Raw genomic sequence first — 19,557 nt, 5'->3', positions numbered from 1 at the left:
TGATCTACACTGTCCGGTTCTTGCAGGACGGTGCATGGCGTATCCGTTTAACTCTACCGCTGTAATTTCTGGAAATGATGAATGAGCTCGAATGCGTCCTCGGCTATTCCTGCGCTATCTGAGCTCAGCGACGACAAGTTGCTTGCGCGACTGCTTGATCTTCAGCAGAGAACACGCGGGATGTTGATGAGATATCAGCTCAAGCCGGCCTCTTTCAGCGCGATGGCCCGGAATGCGCGGCGTTCTATTTCCAATACTGAAGAGCTGTCGGAATTGTTTGAGCTGTTCATCAACCTTCAGGAGCTTGGCAACGAAGCGAAACAGCGAAAACTGCTCGACGAAGCGTCGATGACCCAGTCCGGCGAGCAATCGCAGAGTGCGGTGGCGGCATCGTTCCTGCGCCGAGAAGGGCGCGCAAGCCATGCAGGGCCAGAGAAGGCACCAACAGAGGCGAAAGCATCGGTGCCGGCGCGTCCGGATGGTATGAGTTCAGCCGAGACTGCCGCGTCTGACGAGAGGGCCTCACGTGATTTCTTCAGCAACCTCGACCAATGACTGGCGGAGGATCACTTTCACACTGAAGGCATCGTCTGGTCTCTGGAGTGATTTATTTGCGTGCCTTAAAGGCGACATTCAGATTCCGCCGCCTTTGGATATCTGCTCTCCCAACGAAACTTGATCGTCGGTGCCGGCTGTATCAGGGAACGTCGTTTCTGCAGTGAGCCTGAAAGCCCGGCCTGTCCGACATTCGCTCCATCCATGCGGTGACGCTGGGTAGACTTGGTTTTTCCATTGGCGTCAGCTCCCAGCGATTGGTTGAGAGGCCCAGTACTATATCCGCAAGCGTGAATGTGTGGCCGCATACGAATGCGCCGGTCCGTCCCAATTGGTCGTCGAGCAGGGCCATCAGCTTATTCCAGGTTTGCGAGCTGACCCGCACAGCGTCTGGTTTGGCATAGGATGGATCCTTGCGGACGATCGCCATGAATGCGGTCCGCCAAGAATTGTTTAATTCCGTCGCTTGCCAATCCATCCAGGCTTCGATTTGAGCGCGCTCCCTCGGCTTCGGAGAGAGGAGTTCTGAGCGACCGGCATGACCGACGAGGTAACGGCAAATCGTGTTGGACTCGGTGAGGGTGAGATCGCCGTCGATCAATACCGGAACGAGACCTTTCGGTGTTACCGCAAGGAAATCGGGGTGATCCGTGGGCTGCGCTTTAGTTCCCCAATGTTCCATCTCGGGGGAGTAACCCAGTTCTGCGCAGGTCCAGAGCACTTTGCGAACGTTGATAGAGTTCGGCTGCCCCAGCAGTTTCATTTGTTTTTCCCTGCGTCGGCTCAATCTGAACGATCTTGGACAAAAAAAGGTGGAGCGATGAACTTCGCCCCACCCTATCAAAATCTGCGAACAGAACTTACTTCAGTTCGAGGCTGAGCCCCTTGTAGAGACCGGCACCGTAGATGCCATGAGCCTCAACCGGCTTCAGGCGCGGTCCGGCGGCGACGAACATCGGCTCGTGCACGATCGGGATCCAGACCACGGCATCATGCACCTGCTTCTGAACCTTGCCATAGGCCGCGGCACGGTCGGCGTCGGTCAGAGCGCCACGACCTTCCTTCAGCCACTGATCCGTCTGGGCATTGTCCCAGTTCATCCGGTTCGGAGTCGGCATGTTGGCGGACGGGAAGTACAGGTTCAGGGCATCGCCCGCTGAAACATACGGATAGCTCATGGTGTAGAGATCGAAGTCCTGGGTCTTCAGCTTGCCCCAGATGACCGTGGCGTCGAACACCTCGACCTTGAGGTCGACACCGATTTTGCGGAGATCGCCCTGCAGGGCTTCCATCACCTGGCGCCAGATATTGGAGAAGCTGTAGGCGACCAGTTCGAGTTTCTTGCCGTCTTTTACCCGGAAGCCGTCGTCACCCATTTTCCAGCCATCGGCGTCGAGGATTGCAGCGGCCTTTTCCGGATCGTAGCCGAACAGGCTTTCGTCGATCAGGTCGGACGCATAATCGAGCGTGCCGGAGTGGGTATAGGCATAGGCCGGAGCGGCTTTGCCGAAGAACGGTCCTTCTGCCATGGCTTTCTGGTCGACCGCGAGGTTAAGCGCCTTGCGGACTTCGATGTTGTCCACGATGTCGCGGGTGATCTTGAAGCCGACATAGTAGGTCCAGAAATAGTACGGCGGAGACGTCACCGAGATCTGCGGGTTTGCCTGCAGCTGATCGACCGACCAATAAGGCAGATACTGGGTCACGTCGCCTTGATTGGTCTGGATGCCGGCAACCCGGTTATTGTCTTCCGGAACAATCTTCCAGAGGACTTTGTCGATTGTTGCCGGACCCGTGTTTTTGTAGAAATCCGGTCCCCACTTGTAGGCGTCGTGCTTGGTCATGACGAGCTGGTTACGCGGCTCCCAGCTTTCGAAGCAGTAAGGGCCGGTGCCGTCGAAGCCTTTCACACCGAAATCGTCGCCGAGTTCGTTCACCTGGTCGACATTCAGGATCGTGTGAAAGTGCTGCGTCATTTGATACAGCAGTTCGGAATAGGGCTGCTCCAGCTCGTACTCGACGACATAATCGCCAACGGCCCGGATTTCTTTCACGTCGCCGGCGCGGTTCTTGACCACGCCTTTATCCAGCGCGAGCCAGCGGTCGATGGTCGCCTTGACGTCGGCTGCGGTCAGTTTCTTGCCGCTGCAGAACGTGACGTCTTCGCGCAGCTTGAATGTGTAGAGCTTGCCGTCCTTGGAAACGGTCCAGGATTCAGCCAGAAGCGGGCGAATGCCCTTCATGTCGGGAGCGAGCGCGACAAGCGTATCTCCCATCATGAACATGACTTCGGCGGTTGCCCGAGATGTCGATGTGTGGGGATCGTACCGGTCCGTGTCGATGGTCCGCATGACGCTGACAGATGTTTCGGCGACGGCAGACGCCGCGAAAGGCAGACTCGCGGTCAGGGCTATGGCCCCGGCGCGAAGCAACAACTTGCGAAGTTCCATAGTGAAGCCTCCTTTTATTGTTCCGGAGTGCCGGGCGGCATCCGGTTTCGGCCCGGGGCTGGACCCGGGCGCGTTCCTACTGACGCAGCCGGGGGTCGAGCACGTCCCTGAGCGCGTCCCCCAACACGTTGAAGCAGAGCACGATGACCAGAATCGCCAGGCTGGGAATGGTCGAAACATGCGGAGCGAAGAAAAGGAAATTCCGGCCCTCTGACGCCATCGTGCCGAGTTCGGCGGTTGGCGGTTGAGCCCCAAGGCCGATGAAGCTGAGCGCGGCGCCAAGCAGGATGGTCTGGCCAAGCTGGAGTGTCAGATAGACGAAGATTGTCGAGGCACTGTTCGGCAGCAGATGGAACCAGATGATCCGGGCATCGCTCATGCCGATGGCACGGCTCGCGGTGATGTATTCCATCTGCATCTGGACGATGGCGGCTCCTCTGGTGATCCGTGCAATGGTAGGTACGGCGGAGACAGTCAGAGCAATTGTGATGGAGAAGATGCCCGAGCCCAAAACCGCCGCGATGGCGAGGCCGAACAGGATGGAAGGAAAGGACAGCAGGATGTCGACGATCCGCATGATCGGACCTTCAAGCCACTTGTAGTAGGCCGCGAGAAGTCCGAGGAAGGCGCCGATGATGCCGCCGGCCAGAACAGCGATCATGCCCATGGTCAGCGTCGTCCGCGTGCCGTAGAGCAGGCGGCTCAGAATATCCCGGCCCAGCCCGTCCGTGCCGAGCAGGTGATCCGAAACCGCGCCAGGAGCCCAGACCGGTGGCTTCAGCATGTTCCGCAGATTGTTATCGTATGGATCATGCGGAGACAGAACCGGAGCCAGCAGCGCCGCGAGAATGATGATCGCGAGCAGGGTGGCGGATATGACGGCGCCCTTGTCACGCCTCAGCTTCTGTAGCGTGCTCCGGCGGGGGGACATCCCCGACGCGGTAAGTTCGTCTGCAGGACCGGATATGCTTATGTGGGTGGCGTTCATGACGTCCTCAGGCGTGGATCGAGCACGGCGTAAAGCAGGTCCACGATGATGTTCACCGCGATAAACGATACGGCCAGGACGAGAATGGCGCCCTGGCTCAAGGCGTAATCGGCGGAAACGATGGCGCCGACGGCGAGGCGGCCGACACCCGGCCAAGCGAACATGGTTTCGGTCACCACGGCGCCGCCGAGCAGAAAGCCGATTTGCAGGCCGACCAGTGTCACCACAGGGATCAGCGAGTTGCGCAAGGCGTGCTTCAGGACGATCACCCGTTCCGACACGCCCTTGGCGCGGGCGGTGCGGACGAAATCGCTGTTAAGAACCTCAAGCAATGAGGTTCGCGTCATTCGGGCCACGGGGCCGATAAAGACGCCACCAAGGGTGATCGCAGGCAGAATGATGTGGCGGATGCCTTCAAGCGTCCAGAGAGGGCCGGCACGCCCCTGAAACGGCAGCAATTGCCATTTGAAGCCGACATACTGGATCAGCATCAGGCCGAACCAGAAGATCGGCATTGAAACTCCGGCGACGGATGCGGCCATGATGATGCGATCGGAGATCTTGCCGCGCCGCACGGCGGCGAGCGTGCCGAATAGAATGCCGAGCGGGATGGCCCATATCAGGCTTGCGGCCATCAGTTCAATCGTCGGGCCAACGGTGTTGGCGAGCTCGTCTATGACCGCGCTGTTGGAGATCATCGAGCGGCCGAGATCGCCTTGCAGGACGCGGCCGAGATAGATGCCGAACTGAACGATGACCGGCTCGTTCAATCCCATCGACTCACGAATGGCCTCAATGTCGGCGGCGCTCGCCGTGGGGCCGGCGAGAACGGTTGCAGGGTCCGTGGGCACGACCTGCATCAGCATGAAGCCGATGAAGAGCACCCCGAACAGAACGGGAATGGAAACGAAAAGTCGTTTTGTGACGTGTCTAAGCATGATGTCGCGATCTGAAGTCGCTAGGAGGGTGGGTCATACGTCGCAACTCATGTGCCAACTGAGCGTTGGTGGTGAGAATTGACGATAACTGGCTGAAGCCCGTGGGAAGGGGCGCGGGTGAGGCGGGTGGCAGAGTCAGCGGATTGTACTGACCTGCCAAAAAATTAGGCGGTTATCGTGTTGCGGCGCACAAAATTGCATCAAGGCGTGCCGCCGCATTGGTCGTTCGCAGCGGCGCGCCATTCGTTTTTCCTAAACTCCTTCTACAAGAACGGCATTGCCTGTGGAGGCCGCCTGGCGCAGGGCCTTAGGCTTTTCATACTCGTCGGAGTGGTACCATTTTTTGGCCTGCTCGAAGCTGTCGAAGCGAACCACCACGGTTCGAGGGTTGGGAGATCCTTCAAGATCTTCCTGTTTGCCGCCGCGAATGATGTATTCGCCCCCATACTGTTTGATCGTTGCTGGGACCTGGGCGCGATATTCCTCGAATGCAGCGGCGTCAGAAACGTTGATCTGCGCGATAATGTATCCGGCTGGCATCGTGTTTTCCCCCGTTTGATTTTTCTTCCATGCACTGAAGCGCACTGGAGCGGTTCCGGGCACTGTAGCTGTTCCGGACCGCCTGTTGCCAATCGGCAAGGCGAATGCTTCAGTTCTCGACACGCATCAATGGAATGTCGAGGGAGGACATTATGGGCGCGGGAGAAGGCGAGATTCTACTGACGGTGTTTCTGAAACATCAGAAAGACAAAAATCTCAGTGAAATCAATGAGAAGCTTGAGAATGCAGAGTTCTGGAAACTGTTTCCGCCGGAAGGCATAGAAGTGGTCAACTGGTACGTGATGATGGGGATCGGACAGGTCGCTATCCTGCGGGTGCCGGGCCATCGGCTGCGCGAGGTTAACCTCGCGATAGAGAAAAGCGCTTGGGGTGCATTCGATACCGAATTCTACCCGACCTACGATTTCATGCCGGTGTTGAAAGACATCAAAGCCCGGCAATGCCGGGAGGCTTGAACGCCGGAGTGTTTGTTTTCGCTTTGTGAGCTTGCCCGCGCCGCGCTAAGAGAGGCGCCATGACCGATACACTTACGATTGCGTTGGCCCAGTTGAACCCGACTGTCGGGGACTTCCAGGGCAATCTCGAACGGTTGCGCAAGGCGCGGGCCGAGGCGGCAGAGCATGGCGCGGACCTGGTTCTGACCAGCGAGCTTTATATCTGCGGCTATCCGCCGGAAGACCTGATCCTGAAGCCGATGTTCGTCGACAGCATCCGCATCGCCGTCGATGGCTTCGCGCAGGAGACCGCCGATGGCGGACCGGCCGTGCTGCTGGGCACGCCGTGGCGCGGCGACGATGGCCGGGTCTACAATGCGATGGTGCTGATCGAGGACGGCAAGGTCACTGGCGAACGCTACAAGGCCGACTTGCCGAACTATGGCGTGTTCGATGAGAAGCGGGTGTTCGCTGCCGGTGACATGCCGGGCCCGATCGCCTTCAAGGGCGTGCGCATCGGCATTCCGATCTGCGAGGATATCTGGACTCCGGACGTGGTCGAATGCATTGCCGAGACCGGCGGGGAAATCCTGCTGGTTCCGAACGGCTCTCCATTCGAGACGGGCAAAACGGATCAGCGCCAGCAGCTCGGTATCGCCCGCGTGGTCGAGAGTGGTTTACCGCTGGTCTATCTGAACCAGCTCGGCGGCCAGGACGAGTTGGTGTTCGATGGTGCGTCCTTCGTGCTCAATGCCGACCGGACCCTCGCGGCACAGTTGCCGGCATGGCAGGAAAAAGTCGTTATCACGCATTGGAGTAATGGGTCGGAAGGCTGGGTCTGTGCGCCGGCCGAAACCGTCGAGATCGAGAGCGGCGATGCAGCGCTGTATCAGGCGCTGGTCTGCGGTGTCCGCGACTATGTGAACAAGAATTACTTCAAGGGTGTGCTGATCGGTATGTCGGGGGGGATCGATTCCGCCCTGAGTGCTGCCGTTGCCGTCGATGCTCTTGGCCCCGACCGGGTGCATTGCGTGATGATGCCGTCGCCCTATACCAGCCGGGAAAGCCTGGAAGATGCCGCCGAAGCCTCGCGGTTGCTCGGTGTGCGTCTGGACGAGATCAATATCGGTCCTGCCATGGACGCGTTCGAAGAGATGTTGGCGCCGTTCTTCGAAGGCACCAACAGCGATATCACCGAAGAGAACATCCAGTCCCGCTCGCGCGGTATGGCTCTGATGGCCCTGTCCAACAAGTTCGGTTACATGGTGCTTTCAACCGGCAACAAGTCCGAGATGTCCGTCGGATACGCGACGCTCTATGGCGATATGTGCGGCGGCTACAATGTGCTGAAGGATGTCTACAAGATGTCCGTCTTCGCGCTGTGCCGTTGGCGCAATGAGAACAAGCCAGCCGGTGTCCTCGGCCCCGACGGGGCGGTCATGCCGGAGCGGATCATCACCAAACCGCCGTCGGCCGAACTCCGGCCGGACCAGAAGGATGAGGATTCCCTTCCGCCTTATCCGGTGCTGGACGCCATCCTGGAAGAGCTGATCGAGAATGAGACGCCGATCGCTGATATCGCGGCCAAAGGCTATGACGCGGAGACTGTACTCAAGGTCTGGCGCTTGTTGGATCGTGCTGAATACAAGCGCCGCCAGGCACCGCCGGGCGTCAAGGTCACGCTGAAAGCCTTCGGGCGCGACCGCCGCTATCCGCTTACAAATGCATTTCTCGGCGCCTATGTCGCGTCGCCCGCAGCCAAGGCCGCAGAATGACTTCTTCAAACAATATGATCGTCCGGTTCGCGCCAAGCCCGACAGGCCGGCTGCATGTCGGCAACACCCGGACCGCTCTGGTCAATTGGCTGTACGCCCGAAAGGCCGGCGGTACTTACCTGTTGCGTATGGACGACACCGACGACGAGCGCTCGACCGAAGAGTTTGCGCTCGGGATCGAGGAAGACCTGAAATGGCTCGGGCTTACCTGGGACCAGTTCGCACGTCAGTCGGACCGGCTGGACCGGTATGACGCGGCCGTAGAACGTCTGAAAGCCTCCGGTCGGCTCTATCCCTGCTATGAAACTCAGGACGAGCTCGGCCTGAAGCGCAAGGCGCAACTATCTGCTGGCCGCCCGCCGGTTTATGACCGGTCGGCTCTGAAGTTGAGCGATGCGGAGAGGGCCGCGAAGGAAGCGGCCGGCATCCGGCCGCACTGGCGCTTCAAGCTGATCCATGAGGAAGAGCGCTGGAGCGATCTGGTACGGGGCGAATCCCATTATCACATGGCGAGCCTCAGCGATCCGGTACTGTTGCGCGCCGACGGCCGGCCGATCTACACGCTGGCGTCGGTGGTCGACGATATTGAACTCGGGATCACGCATATCCTGCGCGGTGAGGATCATCTGACCAATTCAGCGGCGCAGATCCAGCTCTTCAAGGCACTCGACGCCGAGCCGCCGCAGATGGGGCATCTGTCGCTGCTGACGGACGCAGACGGGCAGGGACTTTCCAAGCGTCTCGGCTCTCTCGGCCTGAAGCAGCTTCGGGAAGATGGCCTGGAAGCCATGGCGGTCAACACGCTGCTGGCCAAAATCGGTACTTCGGATCCGGTTGAGCCGCGGGTATCCCTCGACCAGCTCGTTGCCGATTTCGACATCTCAAAATTCTCCCGCGCCACGCCGCGTTTCGATCCGGCGGAGCTGCATGGTCTGAATGCGAAGATCCTGCACGAGATGGAATTCTCCGCTGTTGGCGAGAGGTTGGCAGGGATGGGCATTACCGGCGGAGAGCCTTTCTGGCTCGCGGTGCGCGGCAATCTCGAATTGCTGCCGGACGCGAAACTCTGGTGGGATGTTTGCACGGGCGAGATCGATCCTCTGATCGAAGATGCAGAATACGCCTCCGCTGCTGCCGAACTGCTCCCGGAAGCCCCCTGGGATCAGGGTACCTGGAAGGCTTGGGCTGATGCCGTCAAGGCGGAGACCGGCCGCAAGGGCAAGCAGCTCTTCATGCCGCTGCGCGAGGCCGTGACCGGGCAAAGCCGTGGACCGGACATGGGTGAACTGTTACCTTTGATCCCGCGCGAGAAAGTGCTCGCGCGGCTGCAAGGCTCTCGTGCCTGAGGAACTCTCGATGTTTTCGCGCAAGCTGCATGACGTGATCAATGTACCGGCTTTTCTTGCCGGCGATCTCTGTCGCGCCTAGGCGCCCGGACCGGTTTTGTCCGGTTCCCTCCCAATAGTCACTATTCCACGCGAAACGGAAGCCCGCGCGATGTCCGCCATCACCATCAAGTTGCATAATACGCTGACGCGTCAGAAAGAAACCTTCGAGCCGATCGATCCGTCGAATGTCCGGCTCTATGCATGCGGGCCGACCGTCTATGACTATGCTCATATCGGCAACGCGCGGCCGGTGGTCGCTTTCGACATGTTGTTCCGCCTGCTGCGCCTCGCTTATGGCGACGAGCATGTGCTCTATGTTCGGAACATCACGGACATCGACGACAAAATCAATGCGCGGGCCAAGGAGTCCGGCATCAGTATTCGCGAGCTGACGGACGGGACGGCTGAGGTCTACCGGGCGGACATGGCGGCGCTCGAGGCTCTTCCGCCGTCGGTTGAGCCGCGTGCGACAGAGAATATTGCCGGCATGATCGAAATGATCGGAACCTTGATCGACAAGGGTCATGCCTACGCCGCGGACGGTCACGTTCTCTTCAGCGTACCGTCCATGGAAAAATATGGCGGGCTCTCCCGGCGAAATAGGGACGAGCTGATTGCCGGTGCCCGGGTCGAGGTGGCGCCGTACAAGAAGGACCCGGCCGATTTCATCCTCTGGAAGCCGTCGGACGATGAAACTCCGGGCTGGGAAAGCCCCTGGGGCTACGGCCGGCCGGGCTGGCATATCGAATGCTCGGCGATGAGCGCGCGCTATCTTGGCGAGGAGTTCGATATTCATGCCGGCGGATTGGATCTGATCTTCCCGCACCATGAGAACGAGATCGCCCAGAGCTGCTGCGCGCACGATACCGACCGGATGGCCCGCTATTGGGTGCATAACGGCTTCGTCACGGTCGAGGGCGAGAAGATGGCCAAGTCCGTTGGCAACTTCTACACCGTCCACGATCTGCTGAAGGACTGGCAGGGCGAGGTGATCCGCTATCACCTGCTGTCCACCCATTACCGTGCGCCGCTCGACTTTTCCAAGGACGGCCTGAAGGAAGCGAAAGCCGCGCTCGACCGCTTCTATCTGGTGCTGCGCAATGTGGAGGTGGATGTGCTTCCCGATGCCAAGCCCGATCCGCAGCTGGTCGAGGCGCTGGCGGACGATCTCAACACGCCGCTCGCCATTTCCCGGCTGCACGCTATCGCGACGGAGGCCAACAAGGCTCCGACCCGGCGGAAGAAGGCGCGGGCTCAGGCCCTGCTGAAAGCGTCGGGCGAATTGATGGGGCTGTTCGGAAGCGATCCGGATGCCTGGTTCCGCTGGACGCCGGACGCGGCGGCGGAAGGCCTCAGCGATGAAGAAATCGAGGATCTGGTCGCACGCCGGATAGAAGCCCGAAAAGCGAAGGATTTCGCCGAAGCGGATCGAGTGCGCGATCAACTTGCCGAAGCCGGTATCGTGCTTGAGGACGGTGCGGGCGGGACGGCTTGGCGACGCGGCTAGGTGTAAGGTCGAAGCCCGGCCTCAGACGCTGTTGAAGGGTATTTCGGTGGCCACCATGCTGACGAGAAGCCGCTTCACCTTCGCATCTTCGTCGATGAGAGGAAGAATCAGGCGAGACCAGCGGTCCCAGCGGGAGATCTTGTCCAACTCGTGTGTCCGTTCGAGGTCGTGCTCGGTATAGACCGTGATGTTGTTACGCGCGGCCGTCTGATATTGCGGCCGCACATTACGGGTCGATTCCGTATTCAGCTCCCCGCTTGTGCGCCCTGTGAGATCGACGCCATAGGTGTCGACAATCTGTGAGCCGTAAAGCCTGTAACGGTAATCCGCATAATCGTCCGTCGGCTCCAGCAGGACAATCGTTCCGAGGGCCGGCTTGACGTCGAGCGGGTCGAACCGGCTGTAGATAACCCCGTCGACATCATCGCGGTATTTCGATCTGAACCAGTCCACCAGACAGCGATGCTGAGGGTGGATGAAATGATTGCTGTCGAGATCTGCGTTTTGGACGGCGGAGATCGCGTAGTTCCGCAAGGTGTAGCTTCGCGTGTCAGGCAGTAATTTCTGCAGTTTGGGGGCAACGGGAGCAATGGAAGCGTAGATAAATTGATCGTCTCGCAATGGTGCGCTCACTGGTCTGCGGGAGGTCTGAACTGATCGGTATACTTAGTGTCAAATTGGATAATTTTAAGTTAATAAGCTCATTAAATATCTCTAAATTACAGATATTTTCTGAAAAGAGTTCACCGATGATGAGCCAGGGCCGTCCCCTGTTGTGGCGGTTCTTCTGTCGTGCGGGGCTTATGCCTTTGTGCCAGCCATAGCGGCAATGCTAAAACACCGTCACGCGTAACAGGATCGAGCTTATGACGGACAACCGCATCTATCTATTCGACACGACACTCAGAGACGGACAACAAACCCGCGGCGTCGATTTCACGCCGGCGGACAAGATTGCGATTGCGCGTGCTCTGGACGAGATTGGGATAGATTACGTCGAAGGCGGCTGGCCGGGTGCGAACCCGACGGATGACCGGTTTTTCGCCGAGCCGCCAAAGCTGGAGCGGGCAACTCTCGTCGCGTTCGGCATGACGCGGCGTCCGGGGCGCAGCGCGGACAATGACCCGGGGCTTGCCGGCGTGCTCGGCTCGAAAGCGGGCGCGGCGTGTCTGGTCGGCAAGACATGGGATTTTCATGTCGATGTCGCCCTTGAGATCGAACGGGACGAAAACGTCCAGATGATCCGTGACAGCATGGAGCTGGCAATCAAGCGCGGCTTCGAGCCGATGTTCGACTGCGAGCATTTCTTCGACGGTTACAAGGCCAACCCGGAATACGCACTGTCCTGTGTGAAGGCGGCGCATGAGTCCGGCGCCCGTTGGGTCGTGCTTTGCGACACCAATGGCGGAGCGCTGCCGCATGAGGTGGAGGCCATTGTCACGGAGGTCATCAAGGTGGTGCCTGGCAGTCATATCGGGATCCATACGCATAATGACACCGAGAATGCCGTGGCTAATACGCTCGCCGCTGTGCGCGCCGGAGCACGACAGGTACAGGGCACGATCAATGGTCTGGGCGAGCGCTGTGGTAATGCGAACATCGTCACTCTGACGGCAATTCTCGGCCTCAAGATGGGCTATGAGACCGGTGTGGATGCGAAGGGCATGAAGCAGCTGAAGAAGCTGTCGCGCATGCTGGATGACCGTCTGAACCGTTCACCGAACCCGCATGCGGCCTTTGTCGGCGAAGCTGCTTTCGCCCATAAAGGCGGTCTGCATGTTTCGGCCGTGCAGAAAGATCCGAGAACTTACGAGCATATCGATCCGGAGCTTGTCGGCAACCAGCGTCATATTCTGGTCTCCGATCAGGCGGGGCGCTCGAACATCCTTGCCCGCTTTGCCGAGATCGGCGTCGAGATCGATCCGAAAAACCCGAAGATCCAGCGTCTCGTTGAGGATGTGAAGGAGAAGGAGTTCCTCGGCTATTCCTATGATACTGCCGAAGCGAGTTTCGAGCTTCTGGCCCGTCGGACCATCGAGTCCGTGCCGGATTACTTCTCTATCGAGCGCTTTCGGGTCATGGACGAGCGCCGTTTCAATGCGAAGGGGCAGATGGTGATCGAGTCCGAGGCGACGGCCACCGTTGAGGTTGCCGGTCAGCGCTTGCACGAAGTTGCGGTCGGTAACGGTCCGGTCAACGCGCTCGATCTTGCCATTCGCAAGGCTCTGAGCACCGCTTACCGGAACATCGATGACGTGAAGTTGATGGACTACAAGGTGCGTATCCTTCCGCCGCCGCCGAACAGCGACGGTACGGACGCGGTAACCCGGGTGATGATCGAAAGCGCCGCGCCGGACGGCACCACGTGGCGAACGGTCGGCGTCTCAGCCAATATCATCGACGCGTCAATCATGGCGCTTTCCGACAGCCTGAACTACCGGCTGCTCAAATCCGGAACCGCCGCGAAGGTCGACGCCTGAGCCATGGCTGGAACAGATAAGAGCAAGGCGGGCGCCCGCGGTGATGCGGATGCGCCGGTTGTCATTCTTGTGCGACCGCAATTGGGTGAGAATATCGGTGCCGCCGCGCGGGCCATGCTGAATTGCGGGCTGGAAGAGATGCGACTGGTTGCGCCGCGTGACGGTTGGCCAAACCCGGCGGCGCAAGCAATGGCGGCCGGCGCCGTTGCGGTACTGGAAAACGCCAGGGTCTTCGAGACCACGAAAGACGCTATTGCCGATCTCAAGCTGGTGCTGGCAACCACTGCCAGGAGCCGGGATCAGGTCAAGCACGCCTTTACGCCGCGCGCTGCTGCCGCAGAAATGAAACGTCATATTGGCAGCGGCTATCGGGGCGGCATCCTGTTCGGGCCGGAGCGGTCAGGGCTGGAGAATGACGAGGTGGCTCTGGCCGATGCCCTCGTGCATGTGCCGCTGAACCCGGGATTCTCCTCGCTCAATCTTGCGCAGGCGGTCCTTCTGCTTGGCTACGAATGGTATCAGGCCGGTGACGAGACTCCGGACCTCACCTTGAGCGGTCAGAGCGAGCCTGCCAGTGTTGAGGACAAGGAATACTTCCTGAACCGTCTGGAAGACGAGCTGCACGAGGGCGGCTTTCTCTATCCTGAGACACTCGCGCCAACCATCCGCCGCAACATCCGCAACATCTTCAATCGCGCTCAAATGACGGATCAGGACGTGCGGACGATGCATGGCGTGGTCAGCACGCTGCTGAAGAACAAGGTGCGGAAAAAGGGCTGACCGCTACCCTCGCAGTGATAGCTCGCCCAGAGCTCAGCCTTCCGCCTTCTTCCGTTGTGCCCGGGCCACCAGGTTGAGCACTTCCACTGATGCCGAGAAGAACACCGCGAAGTAGATATAGCCGCGCGGAATGTGGAAGTGCAGCCCGTCGGCGACCAGCGCCACACCGACCAGCATCAGGAAGCTGAGTGCCAGCATTTTTGTCGTCGGATGCTTCTCGATAAAGCTGGCGATCGGACCGGCTGCAACAATCATCACCGCCATGGCAATGACGACGGCGGCGATCATGACACCCAGATCCTCGACCATGCCGACCGCCGTAATCACAGAATCGATGGAGAAGACGAGGTCGAGCACGATGATCTGCCCGATCACGCCCGCGAGCCCGGCGCCGACCTTTGCCTTCGTACCGCCATTGTCTCCCTCGACTGAATTGTGAATCTCGTGTGTGCCCTTGTAGAGCAGGAACAGGCCACCGAGCAGCAGGATGAGATCGCGCCAGGAGAGCGTGAAGCCCTGGATTTCCGCCAGAGGAGCCGTCAGGCCGACGATCCATGCCAGTGCCGAGAGCATCACCAGTCGCAGGATCAGCGCCAACCCGAGACCGATCCGCCGCGCCATCGGCCGTTGGGATTCAGGCAAAGTCTCGGCGACGATCGAGACGAAGATGATGTTGTCGATGCCGAGAATGATTTCGAGCGCCGTCAGGGTGGCGAGGCTTGCCCAGATTGCCGGGTCCAGAATCCACTCCATGGGCTGATATCCTTCTTTGGCTGCGTTGCTCGATCAAGGCTATAACGAGCTGCGTTCTATCCGGTTCCGTGCTGCAGTGCACTGCTTCGTTGCGTCCGCCGCTCCGATGCTTGACTTGAAGGCGGCGATACGTATAGTGCGCGCCTCAATTCCCGAGAACGTGGGGCAGGCGGATAAGCCGTCGGTCCCCGGCCCAAGGCTCTCAAAGGTCCGGGGCACTATCGGGACAAAGTGAAGAAAACTAAAGGAGATGGGTTATGGGCAAGCGCCTTAACTCGAAGCATAAAATTGACCGGCGCCTTGGCGTCAATCTCTGGGGCCGTGCGAAGTCCCCGTTCAACGATCGTGAATATGCTCCTGGCCAGCACGGCCAGCGCCGCCGCAAGCCGTCCGATTTCGGCATTCAGCTCATGGCGAAGCAGAAGCTGAAAGGCTACTACGGCAATATCGGCGAGAAGCAGTTCCGCAAGTATTTTGCAGAAGCGGTCCGGCGCCGCGGTGATACCGGCGAAAACCTCGTCGGTATTCTGGAGTGCCGCCTGGACGCCGTTGTCTACCGCATGAAATTCGTGCCGACCGTGTTCGCCGCGCGTCAGGCCGTCAGCCACAACCACGTCAAGGTAAATGGCAAGCGCGTCAACATCCCGTCCTACATGGTCAAGGAAGGTGATGTCATCGAGCTCAAGGAAAAGTCCCGCGAGATGCCGATGGTGATCGAAGCTGCTCAGTCGAATGAGCGCGACATTCCGGACTACATGGATGTCGACCTCGACAAGAAGCGCGGCACCTTCACCCGGATCCCGAAGCTGGAAGACGTCCCGTACCCGGTTCACATGGAACCGAACCTGGTGGTCGAATTCTATTCCCGCTAAACCGGGATCAACAGTTACGGAAAAGGCCGCTCTTCGGAGCGGCCTTTTTTGATTCTCGATTTACTTGCTGGGCGAGGGTGTCAGGCCATCCGCAGTTTCTCCAGGAAACCGGAAACGGCCTGACGTAGCCCGGAAGCGTCGGCGGCGAAGGCATCGGCCTGCTCCGACACGCCTCCGGAGATCGCCTCCGCCTGGTCGATGGCCGAGCCCACGGTGTCCAGGCCTTGCCGGACGGCATCGGTCCGCTCGACGCTGCTCCGCACCGTATGGCTGATATCGGCCGTCGTGGTCGATTGCTTTTCAGCTGCGGTAGAGAGGACGGCCACGCGTTCGCTGATCTCGGAGATCGTGTCGCGGATCTGGGTCATGGAGTCCGAGGCAGACCGCGTCACTGTCTGAACCTGCGTGATCTGCTCGGAGATATCCACGGTGGCCTTTGCCGTCTGGGTGGCCAGGTTCTTCACTTCGCTCGCGACGACGGCAAAGCCCTTTCCTGCATCGCCGGCGCGTGCGGCCTCAATTGTCGCATTGAGCGCGAGAAGGTTGGTCTGTTCGGCGATCTCCTGGATCAGCGTGATGATCTCGCCAATCTGGTCGACAGCTTTATTCAGATTTTGGACCGTGCCGGCGGTCTGATCTGCGGTTTGAACAGCGGAGACGGACATTTCCGCGCACTGGGCAACCTGATCGCTGACTTCCCTGAAGGAATTCGACAGCTCGGAGACGGCATTCGAGACGGTTTCGATGTCGGTATGCATCTGGTGCGCGTTACCGGTGGCGTCATGCGAGACGGATTTTGCGGCTCCCGCGCTCCGGGTCAGCTCACCCGCCTGGTTGCGCAAGGCATCGGCGGAGTGCGCGACCTTTTCGGCGACCGAGGAGATCAGGCTGTCGATTTCGTCCGCAAGCCTGCGCATGGTTAGCTTCTGGTTCTCTTCCGCCTGCCGTTCCATTGCGCGCTGCTCCTCGCGGAGACGGGCATTCTCGATGGCGTTGGTCTTGAAGACCTCGACGGTCTGCGCCATCTCACCGATCTCATCGGCGGAAGTTGTCCCGGGAATCTCCACATCATTGTCGCCGTCGGCGAGGCCGCGCATGGCATCGGTGAGCTTGAGCAGGGGGCGGGTGACGCTGCGCATGGCGAGAGCGGCGGCAATCAGGCTGAGCAGAAACGCTCCGCCTGTTGCGGCGCCGATCCAGATCACGACGTTCTCGAAGACCGTGGTCGCGTTCGCCATGTACGCGTCGGCCTGCTCATTGGTGATGCGGATCAACTGATGCATATCATCGTCGATCTCCTGGATAAGTGGCAGGCCCTTTTCCTTCGTCAGCGCATCGGCCGCGAGACGCTTTTTCTGGCCGACAAGGGCGATAACCTCATCCCGCACCGGTCCCCAGTCGGTAAATGCCGAGTGGGCTGCTTCGACCAGCGTCTTGTCGCCGACAAAGCGGTCTTCGACGATGGCAAAAGCATTTTCGACATCCGCTGCACGTGCACTGACTTCTTCGGAAAGTGCCGCCAGCCGATCAGCGTCCCGGCGAATTTCCAGGATCGCAGACATGTTCCGCCGCATGTCGAGGATATGGCCGTTCGCTGCGAGTGCGGCATTGGTCACGGCGAGGGAGTTTCTGTGTAATTTTTCCGTCATTCCGAACAGCTGTTGGGACGACCAGAATGCCAGTCCCCCGACTGCAAACAGAGCGAGTAAGACAATGAAGAACCCGGCGGTAATCCGCCCTCCAACTCGTAGACGCAGCATTTTAGTTGGTCTCCGCCATTTAATTAAAAAGCTATAAAATCAAGCGCTTCTGATCTTTTATGGTGCGATGCAATATAAAAAAAAGGTCAAGGCTTATGACGTATTTCGATGAAGAATGATGAAGTTGTCATGAGACTGTGCGCGTGTGATCGAAAAGTGCGTCAGCGCTCCGAAAAAATGGCCTGGGAAGACGGTCGGGAAACGCTAACGAAAAAGACCGCTCCGAGGAGCGGTCTTTCTGTTGTGGGGTGTTCTTAGAAGAGAGCGGAAGCGTCGATCTAATTATTCCCCCGCCGCCATGCTCGCTGACCGCTTTGGCAGGACCCAGTTCGGGCGCGGGAAGTGGCAGGTGTAGCCGTGCGGGATGCGCAGCAGGTAATCCTGGTGTGCCGGCTCGGCCTCCCAGAAATCGCCTGCGTGCGTAACCTCGGTCACCACCTTGCCGGGCCAGAGACCGGATGCCTCGACATCGGCGATGGTGTCTTCGGCGACCTTCTTCTGGTCTTCGCTGAGATAGAATATCGCGGAGCGGTATTGCGGGCCGCGGTCGTTGCCCTGGCGGTCTGCCGTGGTCGGATCGTGGATCTGGAAGAACAGCTCCAGGATCGCCCGATAGCTCGTCTCTGCCGGATCGAACTGGATCTGGATGGATTCCGCATGGCCGCTCTTGCCGGTCTTCAGGTCCTCGTAGGTCGGGTTGGGGACCGTGCCGCCGGTATAGCCGACGCGGGTCCCGATGATCCCCGGAAGCCTGCGGATCAGATCCTGCATGCCCCAAAAGCAACCTCCGGCGAGGAGGGCAGTTTCTCGTTCCGTGCTCATAAATCAGCTCCCTTTGCTCACAGCATGGCTCATTCCCTGATATAGGGCAAAATTTCCGCGTTTCAGGTCACAATGCCGCGCTTGTCGGGCGGCCTTTTCCTTGCCGATCATGACAGTTTGCCTATACTCCCGCGCCGTTGGTGGTGCAGCGGCCTCTTTGCCGCGCCCCGCTTTTGTTTCACGGGCCCCGCCGGGCCCTCTACCGTCAAGGCGAACCCATGTCCGAGAGCGTCAAAAAAGTTGTGCTGGCCTATTCCGGCGGCCTCGATACCTCCGTCATTCTGCGCTGGCTGCAGGACACCTATAATTGCGAGGTGGTGACCTTTACTGCCGATCTCGGGCAGGGCGAGGATGTCGAGCCGGCGCGCGAGAAGGCCCGGATGATGGGCATCAAGGAAATCTACGTCGAGGATCTGCGCGAGGAATTCGTGCGCGACTATGTTTTCCCGATGTTCCGCGCCAACGCTCTCTATGAAGGCACCTATCTGCTGGGCACCTCGATCGCCCGGCCGTTGATCTCCAAGCGTCAGATCGAAATCGCCCAGGAAGTCGGCGCCGATACCGTCTCCCACGGCGCGACTGGCAAAGGCAACGACCAGGTCCGTTTCGAGCTCAGCTATTACGCGCTGGAGCCGGACATCAAGATCATCGCCCCGTGGCGGGAATGGGATCTCACATCCCGCACCAGGCTGATCGAGTTCGCCGAGAAGCACCAGATTCCGATCGCCAAGGACAAGCGCGGCGAGGCGCCATTCTCCGTCGATGCGAACCTGCTGCACTCCTCCTCCGAGGGCAAGGTGCTGGAGAATCCGTGGGACGCTCCGGAAGAGTACGTCTTCCAGCGCACCGTCTCGCCGGAAAATGCGCCGGACAAGGCGACCGACATTGAGATCGATTTCGAGCATGGTGACCCGGTTGCGATCAACGGTGAGCGGATGTCGCCTGCGACCCTGCTGACCGCGCTCAACGAATATGGCGGGGCCAACGGCATCGGCAGGCTTGATCTCGTGGAGAACCGGTTCGTCGGCATGAAGAACCGTGGTGTCTACGAGACCCCGGGCGGCACCATCATGCACCATGCCCACCGGGCGATGGAAAGCCTGACGCTGGACCGCGGCATGGCGCACCTGAAGGACGAGATGATGCCGCGCTATGCGGAGCTGATCTATAACGGCTTCTGGTTCTCGCCGGAGCGCGAGATGATGCAGGCCGCGATTGATCACAGCCAGCGCAACGTCACAGGGACCGTGCGGATGAAGCTCTACAAGGGCAACGTCACCTGCACCGGCCGGAAGGCGGATCGCAGCCTCTATTCCGAGGATATCGTGACCTTCGAGGAAGGCTCCGGCACCTACGATCACAAGGATGCCGCCGGCTTCATCAAGCTGAACGCGCTGCGTTTGCGCCTGAACAAGATGCTGCAGGGGTAAGCACTCTCCTGGGGGCATCTTGCCCCCTGTCGTCATCCCGATGAAAATCGGGATCCACGGATAG

At 59.6% G+C, this 19,557-nt stretch carries 18 protein-coding genes; 9 read left to right on the top strand and 9 right to left on the bottom strand.

Annotated features, from left to right (window positions below; translation table 11 throughout):
• The first annotated feature begins 81 nt into the window (after positions 1-81).
• Positions 82-555 (top strand): hypothetical protein, encoded by a 474-nt coding sequence (locus IG629_RS06400; protein ID WP_193171141.1) that lies wholly within the window; start codon positions 82-84, stop codon positions 553-555.
• A gap of 142 nt (positions 556-697) precedes the next feature.
• On the opposite strand, the gene IG629_RS06395 is transcribed toward IG629_RS06400, so the two are convergent.
• The 5 genes from IG629_RS06395 to IG629_RS06375 form a co-directional block, all read right to left on the bottom strand.
• On the bottom strand, positions 698-1,318 hold the full coding sequence (locus IG629_RS06395) for a glutathione S-transferase family protein (RefSeq protein ID WP_193171140.1): 621 nt from the start codon (positions 1,316-1,318) through the stop codon (positions 698-700).
• A 97-nt stretch (positions 1,319-1,415) separates the two neighbouring features.
• Positions 1,416-3,005 carry an ABC transporter substrate-binding protein gene (locus tag IG629_RS06390; protein WP_193171139.1) on the bottom strand — a complete coding sequence of 530 codons (1,590 nt, stop codon included), beginning with the start codon at positions 3,003-3,005 and terminating at the stop codon, positions 1,416-1,418.
• A gap of 76 nt (positions 3,006-3,081) precedes the next feature.
• A complete protein-coding gene (locus tag IG629_RS06385) occupies positions 3,082-3,936 on the bottom strand; it encodes an ABC transporter permease (protein ID WP_226886507.1) in 855 nt (284 codons plus the stop codon).
• Between the two features lie 53 nt (positions 3,937-3,989).
• Entirely contained in the window at positions 3,990-4,931 is a 942-nt protein-coding gene (locus IG629_RS06380; RefSeq protein ID WP_193171137.1) for an ABC transporter permease, read from the bottom strand.
• 252 nt (positions 4,932-5,183) lie between these two features.
• Positions 5,184-5,516: a DUF1330 domain-containing protein gene (locus IG629_RS06375; protein ID WP_319025025.1), complete on the bottom strand. Its 333-nt coding sequence runs from the start codon at positions 5,514-5,516 to the stop codon at positions 5,184-5,186.
• A 107-nt stretch (positions 5,517-5,623) separates the two neighbouring features.
• Between IG629_RS06375 and IG629_RS06370 the strand changes: the two genes are divergently transcribed.
• The 4 genes from IG629_RS06370 (at position 5,624) to cysS (ending at position 10,596) form a co-directional block, all read left to right on the top strand.
• The gene (locus tag IG629_RS06370; protein WP_193171136.1) at positions 5,624-5,947 is read left to right on the top strand and encodes a hypothetical protein; all 324 of its coding nucleotides are present in this window, start codon (positions 5,624-5,626) and stop codon (positions 5,945-5,947) included.
• Positions 5,948-6,006: 59 nt separating this feature from the next.
• Positions 6,007-7,701 (top strand): NAD+ synthase, encoded by a 1,695-nt coding sequence (locus IG629_RS06365; protein ID WP_193171135.1) that lies wholly within the window; start codon positions 6,007-6,009, stop codon positions 7,699-7,701.
• Positions 7,698-9,047: a glutamate--tRNA ligase gene (gltX, locus tag IG629_RS06360; protein ID WP_193171134.1), complete on the top strand. Its 1,350-nt coding sequence runs from the start codon at positions 7,698-7,700 to the stop codon at positions 9,045-9,047. Before IG629_RS06365 ends, gltX begins: the two co-directional genes overlap by 4 nt.
• A 160-nt stretch (positions 9,048-9,207) precedes the next feature.
• Positions 9,208-10,596 (top strand): cysteine--tRNA ligase, encoded by a 1,389-nt coding sequence (gene cysS / locus IG629_RS06355; protein WP_193171321.1) that lies wholly within the window; start codon positions 9,208-9,210, stop codon positions 10,594-10,596.
• Between the two features lie 21 nt (positions 10,597-10,617).
• On the opposite strand, the gene IG629_RS06350 is transcribed toward cysS, so the two are convergent.
• Positions 10,618-11,217: a PAS domain-containing protein gene (locus tag IG629_RS06350; protein WP_193171133.1), complete on the bottom strand. Its 600-nt coding sequence runs from the start codon at positions 11,215-11,217 to the stop codon at positions 10,618-10,620.
• 245 nt (positions 11,218-11,462) lie between these two features.
• Between IG629_RS06350 and cimA the strand changes: the two genes are divergently transcribed.
• A complete protein-coding gene (gene cimA, locus IG629_RS06345; RefSeq protein WP_193171132.1) occupies positions 11,463-13,076 on the top strand; it encodes a citramalate synthase in 1,614 nt (537 codons plus the stop codon).
• 3 nt (positions 13,077-13,079) lie between these two features.
• A complete protein-coding gene (locus IG629_RS06340; protein WP_193171131.1) occupies positions 13,080-13,856 on the top strand; it encodes an RNA methyltransferase in 777 nt (258 codons plus the stop codon).
• A gap of 33 nt (positions 13,857-13,889) precedes the next feature.
• Here the strand turns inward: IG629_RS06340 and IG629_RS06335 are convergent, their stop codons facing one another.
• Positions 13,890-14,609, bottom strand: coding sequence for a TerC family protein (locus IG629_RS06335; RefSeq protein ID WP_193171130.1), 720 nt, complete (start codon positions 14,607-14,609; stop codon positions 13,890-13,892).
• Between the two features lie 257 nt (positions 14,610-14,866).
• On the opposite strand from IG629_RS06335, the gene rpsD reads away from it, so the two are divergent.
• The gene (gene rpsD, locus IG629_RS06330; protein WP_193171129.1) at positions 14,867-15,481 is read left to right on the top strand and encodes a 30S ribosomal protein S4; all 615 of its coding nucleotides are present in this window, start codon (positions 14,867-14,869) and stop codon (positions 15,479-15,481) included.
• Positions 15,482-15,561: 80 nt separating this feature from the next.
• Here the strand turns inward: rpsD and IG629_RS06325 are convergent, their stop codons facing one another.
• Positions 15,562-17,241: a methyl-accepting chemotaxis protein gene (locus IG629_RS06325; protein ID WP_193171128.1), complete on the bottom strand. Its 1,680-nt coding sequence runs from the start codon at positions 17,239-17,241 to the stop codon at positions 15,562-15,564.
• A 282-nt stretch (positions 17,242-17,523) separates the two neighbouring features.
• Positions 17,524-18,063, bottom strand: a complete 540-nt coding sequence (gene msrA, locus IG629_RS06320) for a peptide-methionine (S)-S-oxide reductase MsrA (protein WP_193171127.1) — start codon at positions 18,061-18,063, stop codon at positions 17,524-17,526.
• A gap of 218 nt (positions 18,064-18,281) precedes the next feature.
• Here msrA and IG629_RS06315 point away from each other — a divergent pair, with 218 nt between their 5' ends.
• Positions 18,282-19,493, top strand: a complete 1,212-nt coding sequence (locus IG629_RS06315) for an argininosuccinate synthase (RefSeq protein WP_193171126.1) — start codon at positions 18,282-18,284, stop codon at positions 19,491-19,493.
• The last annotated feature ends 64 nt before the right edge of the window (positions 19,494-19,557 follow it).

The organism is Nisaea nitritireducens, assembly GCF_014904795.1.
In the GTDB taxonomy this organism is placed as follows: domain Bacteria; phylum Pseudomonadota; class Alphaproteobacteria; order Thalassobaculales; family Thalassobaculaceae; genus Nisaea; species Nisaea nitritireducens.
Note: the sequence above shows the minus strand (reverse complement) of the source record. Positions and strands in the feature narration are given on the sequence as shown.